Below are 24031 nucleotides of genomic sequence, written 5' to 3'. Positions count from 1 at the left end.
CATTTCTTAGCTTTATTCCTTAGCTTTCGAAGGGGCGAACTCTCAGCGTGACGCCGAGCTCTTCGCAAATCTTGCGGCAGCGTTCGATTTTTTCTTCGGGCATCACTTTCTCGACGACGGTCATGACCACGTTTGGCACGTGCTCTTTCGCTAGCACAGCGAATTCCTTCAGCGCGTCGAAGGACTGGATTCCGAATCTCGAGCGCGTGAGTTCCAGGAATTCTTCGGCATCCGGGGCGTTCATCGAGATGGAAACGGTGTTGAAACGGCCTTCAAGATCGGGCGTTACGTCTCTGCCGTGGATCAGGTTTGCAAGTCCGTTCGTATTGAGGCGGACTTTTAATTTCGGGTATTTGCCGTGCAGTTGGTCGATGACTTTGCACACGTCGTGGAGACGTTCGAGTGGCTCGCCGTAGCCGCAAAAGACGAGTTCGTTGATGACGGAAAGGTCGTACTTGTCGAAAATGCTCATGACGCCGTTGACACTCGGTTCGCCGCCTCTGAGCCAGAGCGAATTGCCTTCCATCATTTTCTTTGTCTGGCGCAAGCAAAAAACGCAACTGCACGGGCAGCGGTTTGTCATGTTCACATAAATATTCTTGCCGGTGATGTCGCCGCTACCTGCGATGTCGAGGTAGCCTGCTTGTCCAACGTTTCCTGTTACAGTATAAACAACCATTTTAATCCTCCATCAAGTCACGAAGGTACATCTCGAAGCAAAGTCCCCAATGCGTGGGAACGTTATTGTCTTCGCAGTAGCGGATGCACTTTGTTACAAATTCTGCGGCCTTTTTGACTGATTCGTAAAAGTCGTGGCCGTTCATGTACATGCCCGCGATGATTGAACTGATGACGTCTCCAGTTCCGCTGCGGTCACCGCCGATGCGGTCGACCATCACAATTCGAGGCTCTTCGCCCTTGCTGTAGACGTAGTTCATGATTTGCTTACTGTTGTACGGAATGCCCGTGACGACGATGTGTTCCGGGCCTTGTTCCGCGAGCTTGCTGCACATTTCACCGAGTTGTGCGTCTGTGAAACCTTCTGTACGATATTCAGTATCGGTCAATGTGCAAAGTTCCGTCAAGTTCGGCGTCAAGATGTCGGCATAGTGGACAAGCGCTTTCATCTTTTCGCACAAAGTAGGCGTATAGGTCTCGTAAAGAATGCCGTAGTCGCCCATCACAGGGTCCACCAAGGTAAACACGCCTTTTTTCTTGAATGTCTTGAAGAAATCGATGACGATATCAACCTGTTCTTCGGAACCCAAAAAACCTGTGGCGATAGCATCGAACGACATGTTCAGATTTTTATACGTCTGAATGTAGTCACGCATTTTCGGCGTGTAGTCGTCGAAATAGTATTCGCTAAATTGCGTGTGCGTAGAAAGGATGGCGGTGGGCACTGCCACGGCCTGGATTTTCATGGCCGAGACAATCGGAGCCATGACGGCAATTGAGCAACGGCCGAATCCTGTGATATCATTGATTAACGCAATTTTCTTCTGAGCCATGACGAGTAAAAATTAAAAATTAAAAATGAAGGTGTCATTCCCGACTTGATCGGGAATCTCCTTTATTCTCCGAGAGTACGCGCACGGACGCGAATGCCGCTGATACAATCACCGCAAGAAGCGTGGGGCCGAGGAAAACGGAATCGAAATGTTCCGCTACCTGGTAAGCGATAAAGCCCGCGAGCCAAGCAAAAATGTTCCAGAGCCAAACGCCGAGCGATTCAGTGCGATCTTTGGAGAAGTAGAACGAAACCAAAAGGACTGCGGCCATCGGGGCGAATACTGAGGCAATCAAGTAAAGGAAGCTGATGTAGTGCTCCATGATTCCCGAAATAGCGAGCGCTGCGCTCAAGAAACTCACGACGACACCTGCAATTTTTGGATTTATTTTACTGTAAATCGCCTTGGAAGATTCGCCAGCGGAGTTTGCCGCAAGGAAGTTTGTTGTTACTGTCGAGAGTACTACGATGATGATTCCGGGGAGGCCGAGACCTGCGAGGAGAATGGCCTGCGCGATGTTATTGCTTGCGCCAATGCCCGAAATTTCAATACCGATAATGTACATCCAGAGACTTGCGAATGTGTAAGCGATGGCAGAAATTGCTGTTGCCTTTACGGGCTTTTCGGCGTCCTTCGTGTAGTCCGAAATCACGGGCAACCAAGAAATCGGCATCGCGATTGAAATCTCGAAAATGTTCCAGAACTTGAGAGCGGTAGCGGTTGCTGCGTTTCCGGCGGTTGTTGCAGACGAACTATCTAGTCCGAACAACTTCACAGAAAGAATGGCGAGCAAAATAGTAAGAGCGGCCATCACGACGGTCGTCACGTTTGCAGAACGGCGGATGCCCACATAGACCCAAGCGGCGATAAGAGCAGCGAGAATCACGCAAGTCAAGGGGAATGAAATCGGCAAGTTGAGCCCTGCCAAGGCCGAAGCGCCCTGAGCGTTCAAGACGGCGACCCAGGCGAGCAACTGGAATGTGTTCAGCGCGGCGAAGAACTTGGAACCGTATTTGCCGAATGAGGATTTTGTTGTTTCCATGGCGTTCAAGCGAACGCGTGCTCCGATGAGGCCTACGAAAAAGAGCAAAATGCCGCCCAGAATGTGTCCGAGTACGAGCGGGAGCCAGAGCGAATCCCTTGCTGCGGCAGCGCCAATTTCTATACCGGCTTCAATTTCGGAGACGGAAATGGCGACGCCAAACCATATAATTCCATTTGCAAAAAGTCCTGTGCGTTTTTCCATGTTGCACCTCCTGTTGTCTCTTTCGTTTGTCGCTTCGCTTTCGTCATCCTGAAGCCGAAGGCGATAGGAACCATTATTTCTTGCATTTGTTTTTTGATGTTTCTTTCAAATGCGGCACAAAGATAGCAATGGGGTGGGGTGGTCGCAAGACCTATTATATATACTACTTTTTTATGCTCTGTTATAGATTTTTGCTATAGAGACGCTTTGGTGATAGAATTTGGTTAGAGATTGTTTTTGATGAAATTTGTGTATAAATGGAAATCCCCGCGGCATTACGCACGCGGGGATTAGTTCGTTTACCGCCATCGCAAGGGGGAAGGATAGACGAGAGCGAACTTGGAATCTGTCTATCAGTAAAGAGAGGTGTTCCTTGCAACGACAGTAGAGGTGTAAGTTTTTTGCGAATGGCGCACTGTCATCCTGGAGGCCATAGGCCGATAGGATCCCAGTGCGTTCTAGCTTTACTTTTCTTCGCGCAGTTTCTTGGCGGCGGCGACGAGGTTCTTGAGGCTTGCCGTCGTTTCAGTTTCGCCACGAGTCTTGAGACCGCAATCCGGGTTCACCCACACATTCTGCTGCGGGACTTTCGCGATGATCTTGTGCAGAGCATCGACGATTTCCTGTTCCGACGGCACACGCGGAGAGTGGATATCGTAAACACCCGGGCCCACCTGTGTTTCGAACTTGGCGTCGTTCAAGGCGTCGAGCAGCTTGAGGTCGGAACGGCTGGCTTCGAATGTGATTACGTCGGCGTCCATGTTGTCGATGTCGCGGACGATGTCGTTGAATTCGCTATAGCACATGTGCGTGTGAATCTGCGTTTCGGGCTTGACCTTGGCGTGAACTAGGCGGAATGCAGGGATTGCCCAGTCGAGGTATTCCTTGTGCCAGTCGCTCTTGCGGAGCGGCAACTTTTCGCGAAGAGCGGCTTCGTCAATCTGGATGATTCTGATGCCGTTCTTTTCGAGGTCCAAAACTTCGTCACGGATGGCAAGGCCGATTTCTTGAGCCTGCGTCTTGAGCGAAATGTCTTCGCGCGGGAAGGACCAGTTGAGAATTGTGACGGGGCCTGTAAGCATGCCCTTCACCGGCTTCTTGGTGCAACTTTGTGCGAAAACGGACCATTCAACCGTAATCGGAGCGCTGCGGCTCACGTCACCCCAAACGACAGGCGGCTTCACGCAACGGGTACCGTAGCTCTGCACCCAGGCGTTCTGCGTGAACACAAAGCCGTCAATCTTGGAACCGAAATATTCCACCATGTCATTACGTTCAAATTCACCGTGGACAATCACGTCGAGGCCAATTTCTTCCTGCAACTTGATGCATTCGGCAATCTTCTTCTGGTTGAATTCCACATACTGTTCCTTGGAAATTTCGCCCTTGCGGAATGCGGCACGGTTGGCGCGAACTTCGGCAGTCTGCGGGAAGGAACCGATTGTCGTTGTCGGGAATGCCGGCAACTTGAATTCTGCCTTCTGCACTTCGCGACGATCGAGGCGGCTCGGCTTGCGTTCGAAATCAGCAGCGGTGAGTGCTGCGAGTTCTGCCTGAACCTTTGCGTTTGCTTGAACGCGAGCGGTTGCGAACAAAGCCTTGTTCTTGGCGAGTGCATCTGCGTCAGCGCTTGCGAGTTCTGCAAGTTCCACGAGCTTTTCTTCGGCGAATGCGAAGTGCTTGAGAATGTCGGCTGAAAGCTTCTGTTCTGCAGCAACCGTGTAGGGCACATGCAGGAGAGAGCAAGAAGTGCCAACAACAACGTTTTCTGCAGCGACATACTTCTTGATTTCGTCGAGAATTGCATTCTTCTGTGCGTAATCGGCGCGCCAGATGTTCTTGCCGTTTACAACGCCTGCTAAGAGGAGCGTGTTCTTTGGGAAACCCGTCTTCAAAAGTTCAAGAGACTTAAGCCCTTCGACGAAATCCAAACCGATAGCGTCAAAGCCGAGTGCGGCCACATCCTGATAAACATCGCGGATGTCGCCGAAGTAAGTCTGCAATGCAATCTTGAGGTTCTTCTTTTCGCCAATCTTTCTCAAGAGTTCTGCGTAAATCGTCTTGAAGAGTTCGCGTTCTTCTGCAGTCACGTCGAAGACGAGAGCCGGTTCTGCGAAAGAAATCCACTTGGCGCCTGCGGCGGCGAGCTTTTCAGCGAGTTCTGCGTAAGCGTTGACAGCTGCTGCGGCGAAGTCCTTGGCCTTCTTGTTGCCGTTGTAGCGGGCGAGGCGGAGGAATGTGTATGCGCCGATAAGCGTCGGAATGGATTCAATTCCGGCCGATTTGGCTTCGTTGAATTCTTCAACCGGCTTCTTGCCGACGAGCTTGAGATCGGTAGCGTCATCGATTTCCGGAACAATGTAATGATAGTTCGTATTGAACCACTTCTTCATCGGGAGGGCCTTCACATCGCCCTTTGCGCCCTGATAGCCGTGGGCGGCGGCGAAATACTTTTCGAGCGTGCTCAATTCGAGGCTGCTGTAGCGTTCCGGAATGACGTTCAGCAAAAATGCAGTGTCGAGAACGTTATCGTAGAACGAGAAGTCGTTGGACGGAATGAAGTCGATGCCTGCGGCCTTCTGCTTCTGCCAACCGTACTGGCGGATTTCTGCGGCGACCTTCTGGAGTTCAGCTTCGGAGATATCGCCCTTGAAGAACTTTTCGCTAGCGAACTTGAGTTCACGATTCTTACCGATACGCGGGAAACCAATTACAGATGTTTTAATGCTCATAGTGTTTTACCTACCTTTTTACTTTGTTTTTTTTGAACGCTCCAAATATACCTCACTTTTTATCATTGGTAAAATACTATTTTTTATGCGTTCACCATAGATTTTTCCTATGGTGATTTATAACTAGCGATAAGGAAAACTTATGACTCTACAACAACTTAAATACGCCATTGCTATTGCGGACACGCGAAACATCACCGAAGCGTCTAAGCGAGTGTTTATTTCGCAGCCAAGCCTTACCGCTGCTATCCACGAACTTGAAGAAGAAATGGGTGTCACGATTTTCAACCGCTCCAACAAAGGCGTGACCATCACAAACGAAGGCGATGAATTCCTCTCGTATGCAAGGCAGGTTTTGGAACAGGCGACGCTCTTGGAAGACCGCTATAAAGGCAGCAAGGGCGGCAATATGATTTTCTCCGTCAGTTGCCAGCACTATTCTTTTGCCGTGAATGCGTTTGTCGATGTTATCCGCAAGTTTGGCGGCCCGAGCTACGATTTTACGCTTCGCGAAACGCAAACTAACGAAATCATTGACGATGTCGCCAAAATGAAAAGCGAAATGGGCGTGCTTTACCTCAGTGACAAAAACGAAAAGGTCATCACCAAGCTCATTCAAAAGAACAATCTTGTGTTTGAACCGCTTTTTGCAACACCGCTTCACGTGTTCATGTCATCGAAGAATCCGCTTGCGAAAAAAGAAAAAATCACACTTGCGGATCTCAAACCGTTTCCGTACTTGACCTACGAACAGGGCGATTTCAACTCGTTCTACTTTGCCGAAGAACCGCTCACCGCTATCGATTTCGATTGCCCGCGAAACATCAAAGTCCGCGATCGCGCTACACTTTTCAACTTGCTCATCGGCCTTGACGGCTACACGATTTGCTCTGGTGTCATTAGCCACAAACTCAACGGCAAGAACATCATTGCAAAGCGCCTTGATGTCCACGACAAGATGACCGTCGGTTACGTGATGCGCAAAGGCGTCACCAAATCACGCTATGCCGAAGCGTACATCGCAGCGCTAAAGAAACATTGTCGGTAGGGGGGGCATTCTGAGTGGAATGATGCCCGTTTTTGCTTGGGAACCAAAATTTGCGTTCATTGAAATAAAAAACGATAACTTGTTATTCTAATAAATGGTGTCTAGGAAATGATGGACGATTATAAGAATGTGGCTGCTAAAGAATGTGTCGAGTGCTTTTGTTGGGCGTTAAGAATCTTTTTGATAAAGTGTAAGCGACCAAGAACTTTTTACCGATATTCTTCGATCTCTGCATTTAAAGGTGTTGTTGAAGGTAACAATCTGTGGGCAACGCATTGGGCGTATCTGAATGATGCTAAAGAACTAAAAAGGGGAATTGAAATTGCGCATATCGTTTTTTCAAGGATAAAACAGATAGAGAGGTTTACATCTAATGCTGATTATTTTAGTGTTTTGGAGAAATATGTATCCAAGTTAAATAATGATATTTCGTTTAACATAGATGTTTATGTGCTGTGTTTTTCTGAAGAAAAAGACAAGTTAAGTTTATGGCGTGGATATGGTAATGAATATAATTCGGTTGTTGTTGGTTATGATGTAGCTAATTTAAAAACAGATGAAAATAATTTTGGATTACCTTTTATAGGTAAAGTGATTTATGATGAGGACGAGCAAAAGAAAATGATGCTGATGTATTTAGTGCGGTATTACGAAATGATTGAAGAAATGTATAAAAGATTTCCTAAACAAAAAGGGGAAATAGAAAAAATTATGAAAAGATACTTTCTTGTAGGCATTTTGATTTTATCGCTTTTTATAAAAGAGAAATGTTGGAAAGAAGAAAAAGAGTGGCGAATGATTTTTCTTAATCCTGATGCAGATTTTCTTGATTTTAAAGAAACTGCCAATGGACTTATCCCTTTTGTAAAAGTCCCCATTTTCAAAGATCATGCTATTAGATGCATAAAAAATATTTGTCTTCCAAAATCGTCAAATTTTGCCTTGAGGGAAAAGGCTGTTAAAATGTTATGGGAAAAATTTTGCGAAAAAAATGATATTAAAAAGGATTTAAAAGTAAAAGAGTCTTCGATTTCGATTGTTTATTGATGCTCAGTTGTATAAAACTTATATTCTCTATGGAATATTTATAGATTTGGAAACAGTTCTTTTGAAATTTAAACGATACCCTATGGCCCCAGTTCTTTACAAAGCTTCCTTGACCAGGGAACCCTTTCTTTTCTACGAGATGCGCACGGTGTGCCGTCTCTTGGAGAAGGGTATGGAAAAGACTGCTGTTGTTGATTCTGTCGTAAAAAAGAACTTGTTCCAGTACCCGACTGAAAAGTCGGTCCGGCGTATGGCTCGGGCCTGTGTTGCCCGTGCTGGCGGTCTGGGAACTTCTAATCTTGTTTCAGTATTGGCGCATGGCCCTGTGGAAGAGGCTAAGCAGGTTTGCCTGTATGCTTTGATGAAGGAACATCGGCTGGTGCTGGATTTTATGGTTACTGTTGTTGGCGAAAAATTCAGGACTTTGGATTTCTCGTGGAATACAAAAGTTGCGGCGAATTATTTGATGCGTCTTAAAGAACAGAATGAATCGGTGGCGTCTTGGAGCGATTCCTCGACAAAAAAAATCCGAGGAGTACTGGTTGGGCTCTTGGTCGAAAATGGCTATTTGAAAAATCCACGGGCAGGCAAACTCGAACCGGTTTATTTGTATCCGAATTTGGAAAATGTAATTCGTGCAAATGACGAAAAGAATATTCTTCCTGCATTCAACTGTTTTTCGTAGGTGATTAGATGAACGATATTTTGCAAAGGCTTGACCGGCTACGCACTAAATTGCAAGATGACGATTTCCTGCATGGGCGCGGTCTTGGCAACGAAGTGAATATCAGTATTTTCTGTTACGAACCCGAAGACGAAATGGTAGTTCGCCACTTTGTTGCTCAGACGGTTGCCGACTCATCGGTAAAATGCAACTTGATTGAACGCAACTTGTACCGCATATTCCTTTCTATTTGTGAAGACGAAGGAATTATGGATGAGATTGCAGGCATTGAAGCCGAAGATGGCCGCGATTACATGCTCGAGAACTTGCAACGTACTGCTGACAACAAGATGTTCGTTCAAAAGATGCAATACGATAATCACAAGATAGGCGATGTATTGCTCTTGACGGGTATAGGCGAAGTTTATCCGTTCATGCGGGTGCATGCGCTTTTGGAAGCGATTCAGCCGAAATTTTCGGACATTCCTGTTGTGGTGATGTATCCGGGAAAATTCGACGGACGCAACTTGAAACTTTTCAACCGTTTTGAACCGAATTCCTACTACCGCGCGTTCAATATCATTTAGTTGGGAAAAATTTATGGCGATGATTATCAGGGACATGTTCAGGGACAATATCAACCGAATCATTGGTGGTGTTGTCAAGGTTGGCGAAAAGACGGATGCAGTTCTTGCCCAAGAACTGGAAGAATACGTCGTGACCCGCGAACTCCGCAAGCATTTTGCCAAGTTCTTTGGGGCCTATGCCGATGCGTTTAACGAACCGACCGATAATATCGGCGTCTGGATATCGGGCTTTTTCGGTTCCGGTAAATCTCATTTCTTGAAAATACTTTCGTTCATTCTTTCGAATGTCGAGTTTGGCGGCAAGAAGGCTGTAGATGTTTTCCGTAGCAAGTGGGAAGATCCGGCGTCGTTCATGGATATGGACAGGGCATCAAAGGCCCCTACCGACGCGATTCTTTTCAACATCGATGTCGAAGGCTTTACGAACAAGGACAGGACTGCCGTCTTGCGCGTTTTTGCCAAGATGTTCTACAGTTTCTTGGGCTTTTATGGCGAAGACTTGAAAGTTGCCCGCTTGGAACAATACATAGAATCCGAAGGCAAGACGCAGCAGTTCCGGGACGCATTTGAAAAGATTGCAGGCAAGGATTGGGTTTCTGCACGTAAGTCGGCTCTTGCGTTCAAGCGTAAGGCAGTTGTGCAAACGATGTCTCAGGTTCTTGGCATGTCCGAAGACGAAGCGTCAAAATGGGTGACCGACAAGACGGAAACGGAGCTCAGCATCGCTGCACTTGTTAAAGAAATTCAGGAATATGTTTCTCAAAAGCCCAAGGATTACCGCCTGCTCTTTATGGTCGATGAAGTCGGCCAGTATGTGGGCGCGGATACCGATTTGCTTTTGAACTTGCAATCGCTTGTCGAAGAAATCGGGAGCAAGTGTCAGGGCAAGGTTTGGGTGGTATGCACCGGGCAAGAGGCGATTGACGAAATCATCAAGGCTCGCGAAAACGAATTCTCCCGAATCCAGGCGCGTTTCAAGACCCGTCTTTCACTGTCGTCCAGTGCGGCAGACGAAGTCATTCAGGAACGTATCCTGAAAAAGACTCCCGAGGCAGCCGAAGCGTTGCGCTCTATTTACGAGACGAACGATTCTGTTTTGCGAAACCTGTTCTCGTTCAAGGATTGCGTGCTTGATATCAAGGGATTCACCGGGGCAGAAGATTTTGCAAGAAATTTCCCGTTTGTTCCATACCAGTTCAGGCTTTTGCAGAAGGTCTTCGGTGAAATTCGCAAGCACGGAAATTCTGGCACCCACTTGGCGGGTGGCGAACGTTCGATGCTTTCGGGGTTCCAGGAGGCGGCTCAACGTATTCAGAACGAAAACGAATTTGCACTTGCGCCGTTCTACCTGTTCTACGATACGGTTAGCAGTTTCTTGAATAGCGATATCCGTCGCGTGATAGAACGTTGCCAGGAAGCATCCGAAAAAGGCAATGGAATTGAGGCGCAAGATGTTGACGTTCTTAAGTTGCTATACCTTATCCGTTATGTAGATGACGTGAAGGCGAACCTCGATAACATCATCATCTTGATGGCGGACAATATACAGCTTGATAAAATTACCAAGCGTGACGAGGTGCAGAAGAGCCTTGACCGTCTGCTTTCGCAGAACTACATTGGTCGCACGGGCGAGACCTACAACTTCCTCACGAACGAGGAACAGGATATCCAGCGAGAAATCAAGATGACACCCGTGGATACTTCTGATGTCGTAGGCAAAATCGGTTCCATTATTTTCGACCAGATATACGACATCCGCAAGTTCCGCTACGGTAATGGCAAATACGATTTCGATTTCGACCGCTTTGTCGATAACCAGGCGATTTCGAACGGGTCCGGCGGCATGGTGTTGCAGATTCTGACGGCTGCAACAGATGTGCTTGAGAAGCGTGACAACATTTTGATGAGCTCGTCTAGCGGCAGGGCAGTGGTAGTGCTTGCCGATATCGACTACTACAACCGCCTTGAAAATGCGATTAAAATCCGCAAGTACATAAAGCAGCGCAACGTGACCCAGCTGCCAAAATCCATGCAGGATATTATCCGCAGCCAGAGCGACATTGCCGCAAGCCTTGAGCAGGAGGCGATGGAGTATATTTCGGAAGCGATTGAAAAGGCCGTTTTCTTTGTCGATGGCAACCGTATAGAATGCACCGGAGATGCCAAGAAAAAACTGAACCAGGCGCTCGATGTATTGGTCGGCCATGTCTATAGGCATCTTGGGCTGATTGAGCACAATTACGATTCCGACTTGGACTTGCTTTCTATTCTTGAAAACCCGACATTCGAAGGTTCTTGCCCTAACGCGGCGGCTGTGGCGAAGGTCGAGGAATTCCTCGAAATGAAGGACCGCCAGAAGATGACGGTCTCCATGGCAGATATTTTGCGTCAATATGGCGATAAGCCTTACGGTTGGCGCGAAATAGACATCGCGGCGATTGTTGCGACTTTGGTGTCTGCGCAGAAGGTGACAATCAAATATGCGGGCAACACGGTGCAGCCCGACGAACTTGCCCAAAAGCTGGACCTGCTTCACCGCAAGAGCGAAGTAGGCAAGACTGTTGTAAGCAAGCGCATTTCAGTATCGGGCGTGAAAATAAAGAATGCCGTTGCGTTCTTGCGCGACTATATGCATGCCATGTCGGTCCCGAACGACGAAGATGGGCTCGTGAAGTTCATCATCGACAATATCGACCTCAAGAAAAATTTGTACGACCGCTATAAAGACCGTTACATCGGCCATAATTACCCCGATCGGGGCGTTGTGAGCAAGGCTTGCGATTTGATGGAAGATATCCTTTCGCAAAAGTCCGACAACATCGCGCTGGTAGATTGTCTCCTGAAAAAACAGGAAGAGTTGCTGGACTCCCGCGAAAACATGGAGAAGGTCGTCAACTTCTTCAATAGTCAGGTGTCGGTGTTCGATTCCGCGGTCAAGGTTGCAGATGACCTGAAAGACGATGCGGACTACATCGCCGAAAATGCGGATGCCCGCCACGCCATGGAAGAACTCAAGTCTATTATTGAAATTCCGGCAAGCGGCCCCTATGCATACGGGCGCATTCCCGAACTGAACGAACTGATATCTCGCATAAAGACGGCCCATAGCGAAATGCTCAAGGAAAAACGTATGGCCGTGCTCAACACCATTGCCGAAAATGCGAAACTGATTGAAGACGCTGCCCAGGGCAATAGCAAGGTGGCACACCTTGTAAGCGAGGCGAAAATATTCCTGGATGCTCGCAAGCAAAAGGTGGAAACCCTCAAGAATCTCGCCTTGATTGACTCCCTGATTCCCCAGATTACGTCTCGTGTGGATGATTATCGTTTGCGGATTGAAGAGGCTTTGAAACCCGCTGCAGCCCCCACGACGGAAGGTGGCGAACCGCCGAAAACCGAAAAAAAATATGTGCGCGTGTCTCGCCAGCAGGTGTTCCGCCCCAAGCGACTCGAAAGCGAAAGCGAAATCGATGCCTACGTGGCCGAAATCCGCAAGCAGATGCTCGATTTGCTGAAAGGTAACGACGGAATTGAACTGAACTAGGATTTGATTGTACTATGGACAAGAACGCTATTAAGAATTACGCTATTTGGGCTCGTAACGAACTGATTGCACGCGTGAGCCAGAAGGCTTTGCAGTATGGCATCGAGAAAGGTTCCGTGGGCGACCCGAACGCGAGTACGGTGAATGGGCGCGTGCTTACGAATGTCGAAAAACAGCAGCGTTCTGCCTTGATTCAGAAAATCCGCAGCGAGAGTTTTGAGCAGGTGATAGAAGAAGTGGCCTACACCTGGTTCAACCGCTTTTGTGCGCTCCGCTTTATGGAGGTGAACGACTATCTGCCGAGCCATGTTCGCGTGTTCAGCGACGATGCCGGGGCCTTCAAGCCGCAGATTATGGCCGAGGCCATCAACTTGGAGATGGATGGGCTCGACATGCAAAAGGTCTATGCGTTCAAGGAAAACGACCAGGACGGCGAACTCTTCAAGTACCTGGTGATAACGCAGTGCAACGCACTGAACAAGCTGTTGCCGGGCATGTTCCAGAGGATTGCGGACTACACGGAACTGCTTTTCCCGGATTACCTGCTGGAGCCAAACAGTGCCGTGGGCAGGCTCGTGAACGATATTCCCGAAGAGGACTGGAAAGACGCCGTGCAGATTATTGGTTGGCTTTACCAGTATTACAACACGGAACCCAAGGCGAAAGTTTTCAAGGACCTTGACGACAACATCAAGATTACCAAGGAAAAAATACCTGCGGCAACGCAGCTGTTTACTCCGGACTGGATTGTTCGATACATGGTGGAAAACAGCCTTGGCCGCCTGTGGCTCGAAGGTCACCCCCAGCATGCGGACTTGCTCAAGCCCAAGTGGAAGTATTACCTGGACGAGGCCGAACAGGAAGATTCCGTAAAGGAGGAACTTGCAAAAATACGCGTAGAATACGCGAAGATAAAGCCGCAGGATTTACGCTGCATTGACCCTTGCGAGGGAAGCGGCCACATTGTCGTTTATATGTTCGATGTGCTGGTGCAGATTTACATGGCGTATGGCTACACGGCGACCGATGCGGTGGCAAGCATCGTGAAGAACAACCTATACGGTTTGGATATCGATGACCGTGCGGCACAGCTGGCCTACTTTGCCGTGATGATGAAGGCAAGGCAATACGATAGCCGGTTCCTGAATCGCGGAATCCAGCCCCATATCTATTCTATCATGGAGAGCAACGGGTTTGACCGTAACCTGGTGGAGTATTTCGAGAACGGCGACGAAAAATTGACGAAGGCGATGGACCGTTTGGTAAGCGAGTTGCACGATGCCAAGGAATACGGTTCCATATTGAATGTGACCAACGTGGATTTTGAGGCTCTCTATGCCCGATTCGAAGAAATCAGAACGGATGCGAGCATCTACCAGTTGCCTGCCATCAACACGCTTTTGCCCTTTGTGCAGATTGCACAGACCATGGCGCAGAAATACGATGTGGTTGTGACCAATCCGCCATATAGAGCCGTTAGCGATTGCTGCGGAAAACTTGTTGATTATGTTATTCAAAATTTCCCTAATAGTAAAACGGATTTATTTTCTGTATTCATTGAACAATGCGGACATTTATTGAAAAAAGATGGTTTGCAAGCGATGATAACGCAACACCAATGGATGTTTTTGGGAAGTTTCAAGAAATTAAGAGAATTACTGTTATCGAATTGTAATGTTATAAACATGGCTCATTTGGGTGTCCGAGCTTTTGAGGAAATTGGTGGTGAAGTAGTCCAAACGACTTCATTTGTTTTGAAGAAAAGTGTAAGTTCTAATTATAATGCTCTGTTTTTGAGATTGACAAATGCAAATTCGCAACAGAGTAAAGAAGATTTATTTTTGTCTGGTCAATGCCGGTATGTTGCTCAGCAAGAAAATTTCACACGTATTCCAGGGAGTCCATATGCATATTGGGCTTCTGAAAAAGTTATATCGGCTTTTAATAATTTGCTAATAGGTGATTATGGTTATCCAAAACAAGGTTTTGCTACAGGCAATAATCCAAGATTCTTGCGGCTATGGTTTGAACCTGATTGGAAAAAAATTTCATTGAAAAGTTCGTTAGATCAGCCAAATCCTGATAAGGCAAAGTGGATTCCTTGCAATAAAGGAGGTGGTTTTCGTCGATGGTATGGAAACAATAACTACTTGGCAAATTGGGCAAATGACGGACTTGAAATGAAAAGTTTTAATGGCTCTGTCATTCGTAATCCACAATTTTATTTTAAAGAAGGCATTACTTGGTCATCTCTTGGTGGCCAAGCATTATCAATGCGGTATAGTCCGCAAGGTTTTTTATTTGAAAGTAAGGGGTCAGTCTGCTTTTTAAAGGATCCGAACAATCTGAAATATTTACTTGGTTTGACGAATACTAAAGTTATTGACTGTATGTTGTTGATTCTTTCGCCAACACTAGATTATCATGAGGGCCCAATGTCTCGGGTCCCGATGATATTGAACAAGAATGAGAAAGAGAATGTTGATAATTTGGTTGAAAATAATATACAAATATGTAAAACAGACTGGGACTCCTTTGAAACCTCTTGGGACTTCGCGAAGCATCCGCTGTTACCTTCAACACCTTCTGCTTTAATTGCGGATTGTTATGACCGCTGGGCGCAGGAATGCGAAACTCGTTTCAACACGCTCAAGGCCAACGAAGAAGAACTCAACCGCATCTTTATCGACATCTACGGCTTGCAAGACGAGCTTACCCCCGATGTCGAAGACAAGGACGTGACCGTCCGCAAGGCGGACCTTGAACGCGACATCAAGAGCCTTATCAGCTATGCCGTGGGTTGCATGTTCGGCCGCTACAGCCTCGACGTTCCTGGCCTTGCCTACGCCGGCGGCGACTGGGACGCCTCCAAGTACAAGACCTTCGAGGCTGATGCAGACAACATCATCCCGATTTGCGACGACGAATACTTCGAAGACGATATCGTCGGTCGTTTCATTGAATTCGTCAAGGTCGTCTATGGCGAATCTACCCTAGAAGACAACTTGCAGTTCATCGCGAACGCTCTGGGCGGCAAGGGTTCTTCCCGTGAAATCATCCGCAAGTACTTTTTGGACGACTTTTTCAAGGACCACTGCAACACCTACCAGGTTACGGGTTCGGGCAAGCGCCCCATCTACTGGCTGTTCGACAGCGGCAAAAAGAACGGCTTCAAGTGTCTTGTGTATATGCACCGCTACAGGCCCGATACCATCGCCCGTATCCGCACCGACTATGTTCACGAACAGCAGAGCCGCTACGATACCGCTATCGACGGTATCAATTCCCGCCTGAACGAGGTCATCAGTTCTAACGAACAGGTGCGCCTCAAAAAGCAACTTGCCAAGCTGACAGGCCAAAAAGAAGAACTCCACACCTACGAAGAAAAAATCCACCACCTCGCCGACCAGATGATACCCATCGACCTCGATGACGGAGTAAAGGTAAACTACGCCAAGTTCAAGGACGTTCTGGCCAAAATTAAGTAGGTTTGTTGTATGGCATTACCAATAGATGTAGAAGATTTGTTGAACCGTCGGAAAATTGAGGGCCCCCGTGTAGAATTTAAGGCGGGTTGGAATCCTGATACAATTTATCATTCTATTTGCGCCTTTGCCAATGATTTGGATAATCTTGGCGGTGGATATATATTGGTCGGCGTTGAAGAGGAAAATGGCGTTGCAAAGAGACCTGTATTGGGCATTTCCGGGGATAGATTGGACTCTATTCAAAAGGAAATGGTTGGTTATAATAATAAATTTAATCCCTATTATTTGCCTCGCATTTCTGTTGAAGAAGTTGATGATAAATATGTTCTTGCAATATGGGTGCCATCGGGAGCAAATAGGCCGTATGAAATTCCTACGAATGTAACTGTAAGTAAAGGGTGCCCAAAGGCATTTTATGTTCGAACAGGAACAAGTTCTATTGAGGCTAAAGGTGAAGTCCTAGTAGAACTAAGGGATATGGCCAGTCGCATTCCCTTTGACGAACGGGGTAATGCAAATATAACTGTTTCCGATATTTCGCCAGTTCTTGTATATGACTATCTTCGCAAAGTGAATAGTAAACTTGGTGCTACTTTCGAATCTGCCAAAATGAATGAGGTTCTGGAACAGATGAACCTTTTTGATGGCCCTGTAGAAAATCGAACCATCAAAAATGTTGCGGCCATGATGTTTTGTGAAAACCCCCAGAAATTTTTCCCTGTTTCAAGAGTTGAAATAGTGATTTTCCCTAATGGTCGCGAAGAGGATCCCGACACTATCATTGAACTCCCTCCGATTGAAGGTCCTGTACCCAAGATGATTCAGGACTCCTTGACTTATCTCAAAACAAATGTGGTCAAGGAGGCTGTAGTCAAACAAAAAGATAGCGAACTTTCTCTCCGGTATTTTAATTATCCTTATCAGGCTTTGGAAGAAGCTGTGGTTAATGCTCTTTATCATCGAGACTATCAAGAGCGTGAACCTGTCGAAATTACGATAGAGCCGGATAAAATCAGTATTTTGAGTCATTCTGGACCGGATAGGTCTATTTCAAAAGAAGCGATTCTTGAGGCCAAAGTTCTCCGGTCCAGAAGGTATCGAAATCGAAGACTCGGTGAATTCCTCAAGGAACTGGATTTGACAGAAGGGCGTGCCACGGGAATTCCTACGATACAGAAGGTTTTGTCTGTTAATGGTTCGGCAAAAGCCAAAATAGAAACGGATGAGGAACGTTCCTATTTCTTGATAGACATTCCGTGTCATCCGGAGTTTTATAAGGCCTATCTGTTGGATAAGAATCGCTTTACCCGCGAGCGTTTGCAGACGTGCTTGAAAAATTACATTTTGAGTGATAAAGGTTCCATAGAAGATATTGCTGGTATGGTTGATGTGATTTATGCCATGGAAGGGCCTCAGCCGATATCAAATTTGATGCATGCCGCTCACGAATCCAACAGAAGCCGTTTTAGAAAAAAACTGCTTTCTCCGCTACTCTCTTTGGGCTTGATTGAAATGACTATTCCTGATAAGCCGAATAGCCGATATCAACAGTACAAAGTGAAGGACTCAACTTATGAATTGCTGGCTCGCTTTGAAAAGGTTGATAAGTAGCTGTCCCAAGTCGTGTCCCAAGTTAATCTTATTTGACGGTTATTTGATAAAAAGGCTCAAGAAAATGGAAAAACGGCGAAATTTGCATAAAAACGGCACTTTTTTATTTGATGGTTATTTGATAGAAGGCTAAATTCGACCGATTTGTCCCAAGTTTTGTCCCAAGTTAAATTTAGAGTTTAAATATGGATATTGAACAGATTGTACAGGAACTGAAGAAGAAGTTCGCCCAGCCTCTGCCGGAATTTTACCGCCGCCGTATTGTCGTGTGGTACGATGCCGACCGTGAATTCGAAAATGATGTTGACGGCTTGTCGCTGGATGCTGTTCGCGTAATCAAGCTTACCGGCAGCAACAACTTCGAGGTCAAGAAGATTATTGCCGTCGATGATACGGAAGGCGATATCCTGCTGTACAATCCGATTGCATATGAACGCCCGGATGACAACTGGCTCATGGATGTGGAGCTTTATAGCGAAGAATTCCGTGCGGACATGGTTTCGATATGGATGGAAGAGCTGCATATCGAAGATTCGCCGAACTTGCGCGAAATCGTCAAGCGTTACCGCAAGTTCTTTGCCGCCAAGGAACGCCGCGAGCGAGTGTCTAGGCTCAAGGTCAAGCTCAATTCTCCGGGGCAGATTATCCTTGCCATTATAGCCGCTTTAGGCAATATGGATTCCTGCAATGCCAAGAATATCTTCCGAAAGGTCCTGATTGCGGGCCTTGACACCAAGAACAATTCGTTCTATGCGGATTTGGTCAAGTTTGGTGCCGAAGCTGACTTTGCGCGGATTGCAAATGGTGCGGGCTACGGCGAAACGGACATGGATTTACGCCATCTGGCAACGCAACTGTTGCTCACTGCGGCAAGCCACGTTTTGAGGGCCGAAAATATGGCCGGGCTGGAGCAGTATATTTCGGAGGCGCACCAGCAGCTCTGCCACGAGATTGTGACGGAATGGATGCATTCGGACGATGTCGATTCATTAAAGGATATCGCTTTCGAGATAGAAAAAGATGTCCAACTTACCGAAGTTCTCCGAAAACTCGATATAAATGATTTGCAACGTGTCGAGTGCCTCCCATGCGTAAACGAGGTTGTCCTCGGCAAGCTGATGGCTGATATTGCTGACAGCAACATTGATTCTGAACTTATTCGGCGCACGGTAGAAGCCAGGCGGACACTGACCTGGTTTGACGAGTGGGAACCGATGTACGAAGCTCTGTTCCAGGTGGCGAATATGCAGGACTTTTACATGGCGCACTGTTCGGACGGTTTCCATGTCGTAGAGCCCAAGGCCATCTGGGAGGCCTATACCAGTGAATACTATAAGATGGATGCGTGTTACCGCCAATTCATGGCGAGTTATGCGAAATATTCCTATAACGCTGAATTGGATGACTTGTTCAAGCGTGTCGCGACACTTGTCGAAAACTTGTACAAGAACTGGTTCCTGGGTGAGCTGGGGACTAACTGGAGCAATTCTGCGGCGGAACAGCTGCAAAAGCTTGGCTACATTGACGGTATCGAAAGGCAGAGCGATTTTTACGACCGCTATGTCGCCCCGGCAAAGAATCGCGTGTTTGTGATTGTTTCTGATGCGCTCCGTTACGGTGTTGCGACTTCTCTCGAAGAATCCTTGAAAAAGGAGGCGCTGTGCCAAGTGAAATTGCACAGTATGCAGGCGGTATTCCCGACCATTACCAAGTTCGGTATGGCGGCATTGCTCCCGCATAAAAAGCTTTCTGTAGAACTCAAGGGAAACGACAAGACCGAGCGGTTGGTCGTGCTTGCCGACGGCATGGCGACAGATGCCGGGAACAGGGAAGCCGTCTTGAAGGCGACGAACCCGAAGAGCGTAGCTATCAAGGCTAGTGAATTCAAGAGCCTAAAGCGCGAAGAATTGACTCCGAGATTAAATGGCATGGATGTCGTGTATATCTATCACGATACCATAGACGAAGCGGGGCATAAGGGCGATGTCTTTACGGCTTGTGATACTGCGGTCCGCGAAATCATGGACTTGATGAAGCGTGTAATTAACATGTTTCGTGCGCCCAATGTGTATGTCACGGCGGACCACGGCTTCCTTTATACAAGGGACGCTCTGACAGAAGACGAAAAGGTGGACAAGACCACCGACAGTTCCCAAGATATTGAATATGGCCGCCGCTATGCCATTATGCAGAAGGGTTCCACGCCGGAATACCTGATGCCGGTGAAATTCCTTTACAACGATGAAATGGATGCGTTTGCTCCGCGCGAAAATACACGAATCAAGATGCGTGGCAACGACGGGAATTTTGTCCATGGCGGCATAAGCCTGCAAGAAATGGTCGTGCCGGTGGTGGAATGCTATTTCCTCCGTGGCGACAACAAGGAACTCTTGCAGAACCGCTCCAAGTACGAAACAAAGCCCGTGACAATAGGATTGCTTTCCACGGGCCGCAAGGTGAGCAACCTTATTTTCAATCTGGACTTCTTCCAGGAAACGCTTGTTTCGGATAATCGCGAGAAGGCCGAATACCAAGTGTATTTTACCGATGAAATCGGCAACAAGATTTGTGAGCCGAGACGCATTATTGCAGACAAGAAGACCGAAGAAGACAAGCAGAAACCGTTCAAGATTAGGTTCAACCTGAAGCAGGGGAAATACAGCAATACGGATGTTTATTACTTGGTCATTGCTGACGATAGCGGACTGGAAATCAATAAAATTTCATTCCAGATAGACATTCCTTTTGCAACGGACGACTTCAACTTTTTTGCATAGCGGGCTGATGTATGGAAAACGAAATGAATGACGAACGTGAAACCATAAAGGCGAAACTCCGCGAGAATTTCGCAGGGAAGATTGTCCGCAAGGACCTGACAAAAAAAATAAAGGAAGGTGCGAACGTTCCGGTTTACGTGCTGGAATTTCTTCTGGGCCAGTACTGCAGTTCCGATGACGAATCGGTGATTGAACAGGGCGTGCAGCAGGTCAAGAAAATCCTCTCCGATAATTTTGTTCGTCCCGACGAATCGCAGAAGATTCTTTCCCTTCTCCGTACAAAGGGGTCCTACACCGTCATCGACAAGATTTCTGTCGCGTTGAATACTCGTGATGACCGCTACCATTCCGAATTTTCGAACCTCGGATTGCGCGACATCATAATGCCGGACGAATATCCGCAAAAGTACGACCGCCTGCTTTGCGGAGGTATCTGGTGCATTGTCCAGCTTGAATACGAATTTATTGAAGAAGAACGTGGAGAATCGCCCATTCATGTCCGTAAACTGACTCCTATCCAGATGCCGAGCGTCGATATAGGCGAACTCAAGAACGGCCGCAAGGCGTTTACCAAGGAAGAGTGGATAGACGTAATGCTCCGTTCTACCGGAATGGAACCCGATTCATTGAAACCGCGTGAAAAGTGGCTCCTGATGGCGCGAATGATTCCGCTTGTCGAAAACAACTACAACCTTTGCGAATTGGGCCCGCGAAGCACAGGCAAGAGCCATATCTACAAAGAAATTTCGCCGAACAGTATTCTTGTTTCTGGCGGCCAGACGACTGTCGCAAATTTGTTCTACAACATGGGCCGAAAGACGGTAGGGCTTGTCGGCTTGTGGGATTGCGTCGCCTTTGATGAAGTTGCCGGAATCAACTTCAAGGATAAAGACGGCGTCCAGATAATGAAAGACTACATGGCATCGGGTTCTTTCGCTCGCGGCAAGGAAGAAAAGGCTGCGAGTGCGTCCATGGTGTTTGTGGGAAACATCAACCAAAGCGTCGATGTGTTGCTGAAAACATCGAGCCTGTTCGATCCGTTCCCACCTGAAATGGGAACAGATACGGCATTCCTCGACAGAATACACTGTTATATTCCTGGCTGGGAAATTCCGAAGTTCCGTCCAGAGCATTTTACTGGCGATTACGGCTTTATTACCGATTATCTCGCCGCATTTGTGCGTGAATTGCGCAAGGAACAATACGGCGATGCATTGGACCGTTATTTCCATCTAGGCAAAAATCTGAACCAGCGCGATACTATCGCTGTCCGCAGAACCGTTGATGGCTTGATAAAGCTAGTTTATCCGAACGGCGAATTTGAAAAGAGCGATGTCGAAGAAATTCTCAGGTTCGCGTTGGAAATGCGTAGGCGCGTCAAGGAACAACTCAAGAAATTGGGCGGCATGGAATTCTATGACGTGAATTTCTCGTACATCGACAACGAAACATTTGAAGAGCATTACGTCTCAGTCCCGGAACAGGGCGGAGGCAAGCTCATTCCCGATGGCGTATGCAGCCCAGGGCAGGTCTATACCATAAGCCCGGGAAAGTCCGGAATGATTGGCGTATTCCGCCTGGAAAGCCAGATGCTTCCCGGCAATGGAAAATTCGACCGCACAGGACTTGGAAACGATCGCGATGCCAAGGAATCGTCGGCTGCGGCTTTCAATTTCTTGAAGGCTAACGGAAATCGCATAAGCGGTTCCATCAGCACGACGACCAAGGACTACATTATCAACTATCAAGATTTGCAGGGTATCGGCATGACGGCAACTTTGGCTTTGCCGTCATTGGTTGCGCTCTGCTCCATTGCCTTGGATAAGCCGACTCTGGGGTTGCTCGCTGTACTTGGCGACATCAGCATGAGCGGTACATTGATGAAAGTTGAAAACTTGGCGAACGCCTTGCAGGTATGCCTTGACAGCGGAGCGAAAAAAGTGCTGCTGCCAATTACATCTGCACCCGACTTGGGAAGCGTGCCGTCTGAACTCATCGGAAGTTTCAACCTCATTTTCTATAACTCCGCCGAAGATGCCGTGTTTAAGGCTCTGGGCGTGGAGTAAAAAGTTATTCTTTTCTTACTTTGTAGCAAATGCAGGTAAAATAAGTTATTTTACCTGTGTTATTGAATACGAGAATTGTGATTTTATACAAAATGAGGAAAAATATGGCCGATGAAACAGCGGATAAATTAAACCAAATTGTAAATGCGTTTACTTCTGCAAAAAGTGTTACTACGCTTCATTTTATATGTAACGCAATTGGTTCTTATGTGCCGTTCGTATCCGCAGCAATTGCGGCGGATGCTGAAAAAAAACAGGAAAAATTGGATGAAATAATTTATGCCGTATTAAAAGAGCATGATGATGCGATTAAATGTTTGTGGGACGCATTGTTTGATACGCGTCCGACTAGAGCGCAATTAGTTATGCTATTTGAAGAGGTTACGGGATTGGCTTTCCCTTCAGACCCAAAACCAAACCAATGCGTATATATAGTTCTGAATCCGTTGAGTGTGTTAGCTTTTGATGTTTATAAGAGACTGGGGTGGATGGAGGCTGTTCCTTATGGTTATTCAACAATGCAATTAGGTACAGGCTGTTCGATTGGGCCTCAATTTATTGAAGATAAAAAATATGGTTTTGGATTGGGATATTCATTTGCGCTTGTGTTTAAAGAGGGATTTTTTTCCAAATGATTAAAAAGTTGTGTTGAATTTTAAGGAAAGAAAGTGACAAGAAAAGAACTTGAAGAATTAGATCAGAAAATTAAGGCGAACCAGACCTGTATTGCGCATAGTTTTGATGCAGCAAATTGTTCGGGTGGTCCAATTTCATCGCATTCTATTGCAAGGTCGGAACAGTTAAAGCTTATAGCTGAAAGTGACAAAGTCTGTGTTTGGAATGGTAGTATTTCTAAATGCTTTCATTTAATGGATGAAAGTGAAGGCTCTGTAAAAACATCTTTTGAACCATGGACAATTAAAAAAGCTTCTACGTTTGAAGGCTTTTGTAATCACCACGATACGCAACTTTTTAATAGAATCGATAAACCGATAACAATTTTTGACGATGAAGTGGTTCTTCAGTTGCATTATAGGGCGATGAGCTATGAATATTTTCATAAAAAGACATCCATCGAATTTTTAGAGAAAATTCTTTCTAGTGATGGTGCTGACAAAAATCTTTTATATGATATGGTGGAGACGACGAAAGAAAGAGATGTCATAGCCTTAAACGACTTGAAAAAAGAAATAAGTGTGTGCGAGAAAGCGTTTTCTACGAAAAACGCAAATAAAGATGTCAAGGCTATTGTTTTTAGCTTTGATGTAATGGCTCCTGTGATGTGTACTGGAGGTTGGGTTCCTGCATATACTATTGATAAAAAGATAGTGCTGTTTCAAGAAGATATGAAAAGTATAGCTCCATTAATAGGATTGACTTTGGGAATAGATGCCAATAACAAAAGCTTTTGGGCTCTGACTTATACAGCGGACAACGATACCAATGTTCAAAAATTTATTGAAAGCGTAAAAAGATATAAGAATAAGCGGCTTCTAGATATTGCGGTTTTGTTTTGTCTTCAAAAATCGCAAAATTCGTGTTGTCGTCCATCATGGTACAATGGTCTGCAGAAATGGCGAAAAGAATTCATAGACCGCGGTTTTAATGAAATGGATGAGAGTTTGCACGAGCGCGTTGTGGGCGTGAATCTGTTGAATTTGGCATACACTGTTAAGCGGGTTGTTTGATAAATAGCATTATGGGACCGCT

Annotated in this window: 15 protein-coding genes; 11 read left to right on the top strand and 4 right to left on the bottom strand. The window is 46.6% G+C overall.

Going from position 1 to position 24031, the window contains the following annotated elements:
• Positions 1–19: 19 nt before the first annotated feature.
• The 4 genes from B7982_RS07670 to metE form a co-directional block, all read right to left on the bottom strand.
• Entirely contained in the window at positions 20–679 is a 660-nt protein-coding gene (locus B7982_RS07670; protein WP_088660231.1) for a TatD family nuclease-associated radical SAM protein, read from the bottom strand.
• Between the two features lies 1 nt (position 680).
• Positions 681–1511 (bottom strand): pyridoxamine kinase, encoded by an 831-nt coding sequence (locus B7982_RS07665; RefSeq protein WP_088660230.1) that lies wholly within the window; start codon positions 1509–1511, stop codon positions 681–683.
• A 34-nt stretch (positions 1512–1545) separates the two neighbouring features.
• Complete coding sequence (locus B7982_RS07660; protein WP_088660229.1) at positions 1546–2757, bottom strand: cytosine permease; 1212 nt, start codon at positions 2755–2757, stop codon at positions 1546–1548.
• A 464-nt stretch (positions 2758–3221) separates the two neighbouring features.
• The gene (gene metE, locus B7982_RS07655; RefSeq protein ID WP_198953247.1) at positions 3222–5489 is read right to left on the bottom strand and encodes a 5-methyltetrahydropteroyltriglutamate--homocysteine S-methyltransferase; all 2268 of its coding nucleotides are present in this window, start codon (positions 5487–5489) and stop codon (positions 3222–3224) included.
• Positions 5490–5631: 142 nt separating this feature from the next.
• Here metE and B7982_RS07650 point away from each other — a divergent pair, with 142 nt between their 5' ends.
• From B7982_RS07650 to B7982_RS07600, 11 genes are all read left to right on the top strand, one after another.
• Positions 5632–6537, top strand: a complete 906-nt coding sequence (locus B7982_RS07650) for a LysR family transcriptional regulator (protein ID WP_088660228.1) — start codon at positions 5632–5634, stop codon at positions 6535–6537.
• 108 nt (positions 6538–6645) lie between these two features.
• Entirely contained in the window at positions 6646–7584 is a 939-nt protein-coding gene (locus B7982_RS07645) for a DUF2971 domain-containing protein (RefSeq protein WP_088660227.1), read from the top strand.
• Positions 7585–7666: 82 nt separating this feature from the next.
• Entirely contained in the window at positions 7667–8269 is a 603-nt protein-coding gene (locus B7982_RS07640; protein WP_088660320.1) for a DUF1819 family protein, read from the top strand.
• An 8-nt stretch (positions 8270–8277) separates the two neighbouring features.
• On the top strand, positions 8278–8835 hold the full coding sequence (locus B7982_RS07635; protein WP_088660226.1) for a DUF1788 domain-containing protein: 558 nt from the start codon (positions 8278–8280) through the stop codon (positions 8833–8835).
• A 13-nt stretch (positions 8836–8848) separates the two neighbouring features.
• The gene (brxC, locus tag B7982_RS07630) at positions 8849–12379 is read left to right on the top strand and encodes a BREX system P-loop protein BrxC (protein ID WP_198953245.1); all 3531 of its coding nucleotides are present in this window, start codon (positions 8849–8851) and stop codon (positions 12377–12379) included.
• 14 nt (positions 12380–12393) lie between these two features.
• Positions 12394–15867, top strand: coding sequence for a BREX-1 system adenine-specific DNA-methyltransferase PglX (pglX, locus tag B7982_RS07625; protein WP_088660225.1), 3474 nt, complete (start codon positions 12394–12396; stop codon positions 15865–15867).
• A gap of 9 nt (positions 15868–15876) precedes the next feature.
• Positions 15877–17478: a helix-turn-helix domain-containing protein gene (locus B7982_RS07620; protein WP_088660224.1), complete on the top strand. Its 1602-nt coding sequence runs from the start codon at positions 15877–15879 to the stop codon at positions 17476–17478.
• A 185-nt stretch (positions 17479–17663) separates the two neighbouring features.
• Positions 17664–20255: a BREX-1 system phosphatase PglZ type A gene (pglZ, locus tag B7982_RS07615; RefSeq protein WP_088660223.1), complete on the top strand. Its 2592-nt coding sequence runs from the start codon at positions 17664–17666 to the stop codon at positions 20253–20255.
• An 11-nt stretch (positions 20256–20266) separates the two neighbouring features.
• Positions 20267–22321, top strand: coding sequence for a protease Lon-related BREX system protein BrxL (gene brxL, locus B7982_RS07610; RefSeq protein WP_088660222.1), 2055 nt, complete (start codon positions 20267–20269; stop codon positions 22319–22321).
• A gap of 104 nt (positions 22322–22425) precedes the next feature.
• Positions 22426–22956 carry a hypothetical protein gene (locus tag B7982_RS07605; protein WP_088660221.1) on the top strand — a complete coding sequence of 177 codons (531 nt, stop codon included), beginning with the start codon at positions 22426–22428 and terminating at the stop codon, positions 22954–22956.
• Positions 22957–22989: 33 nt separating this feature from the next.
• Positions 22990–24009 carry a hypothetical protein gene (locus tag B7982_RS07600; protein WP_088660220.1) on the top strand — a complete coding sequence of 340 codons (1020 nt, stop codon included), beginning with the start codon at positions 22990–22992 and terminating at the stop codon, positions 24007–24009.
• Positions 24010–24031 lie beyond the last annotated feature (22 nt).

This window comes from Fibrobacter sp. UWB2, from assembly GCF_002210425.1.
Lineage (GTDB): Bacteria > Fibrobacterota > Fibrobacteria > Fibrobacterales > Fibrobacteraceae > Fibrobacter > Fibrobacter elongatus.
Note: the sequence above shows the minus strand (reverse complement) of the source record. Positions and strands in the feature narration are given on the sequence as shown.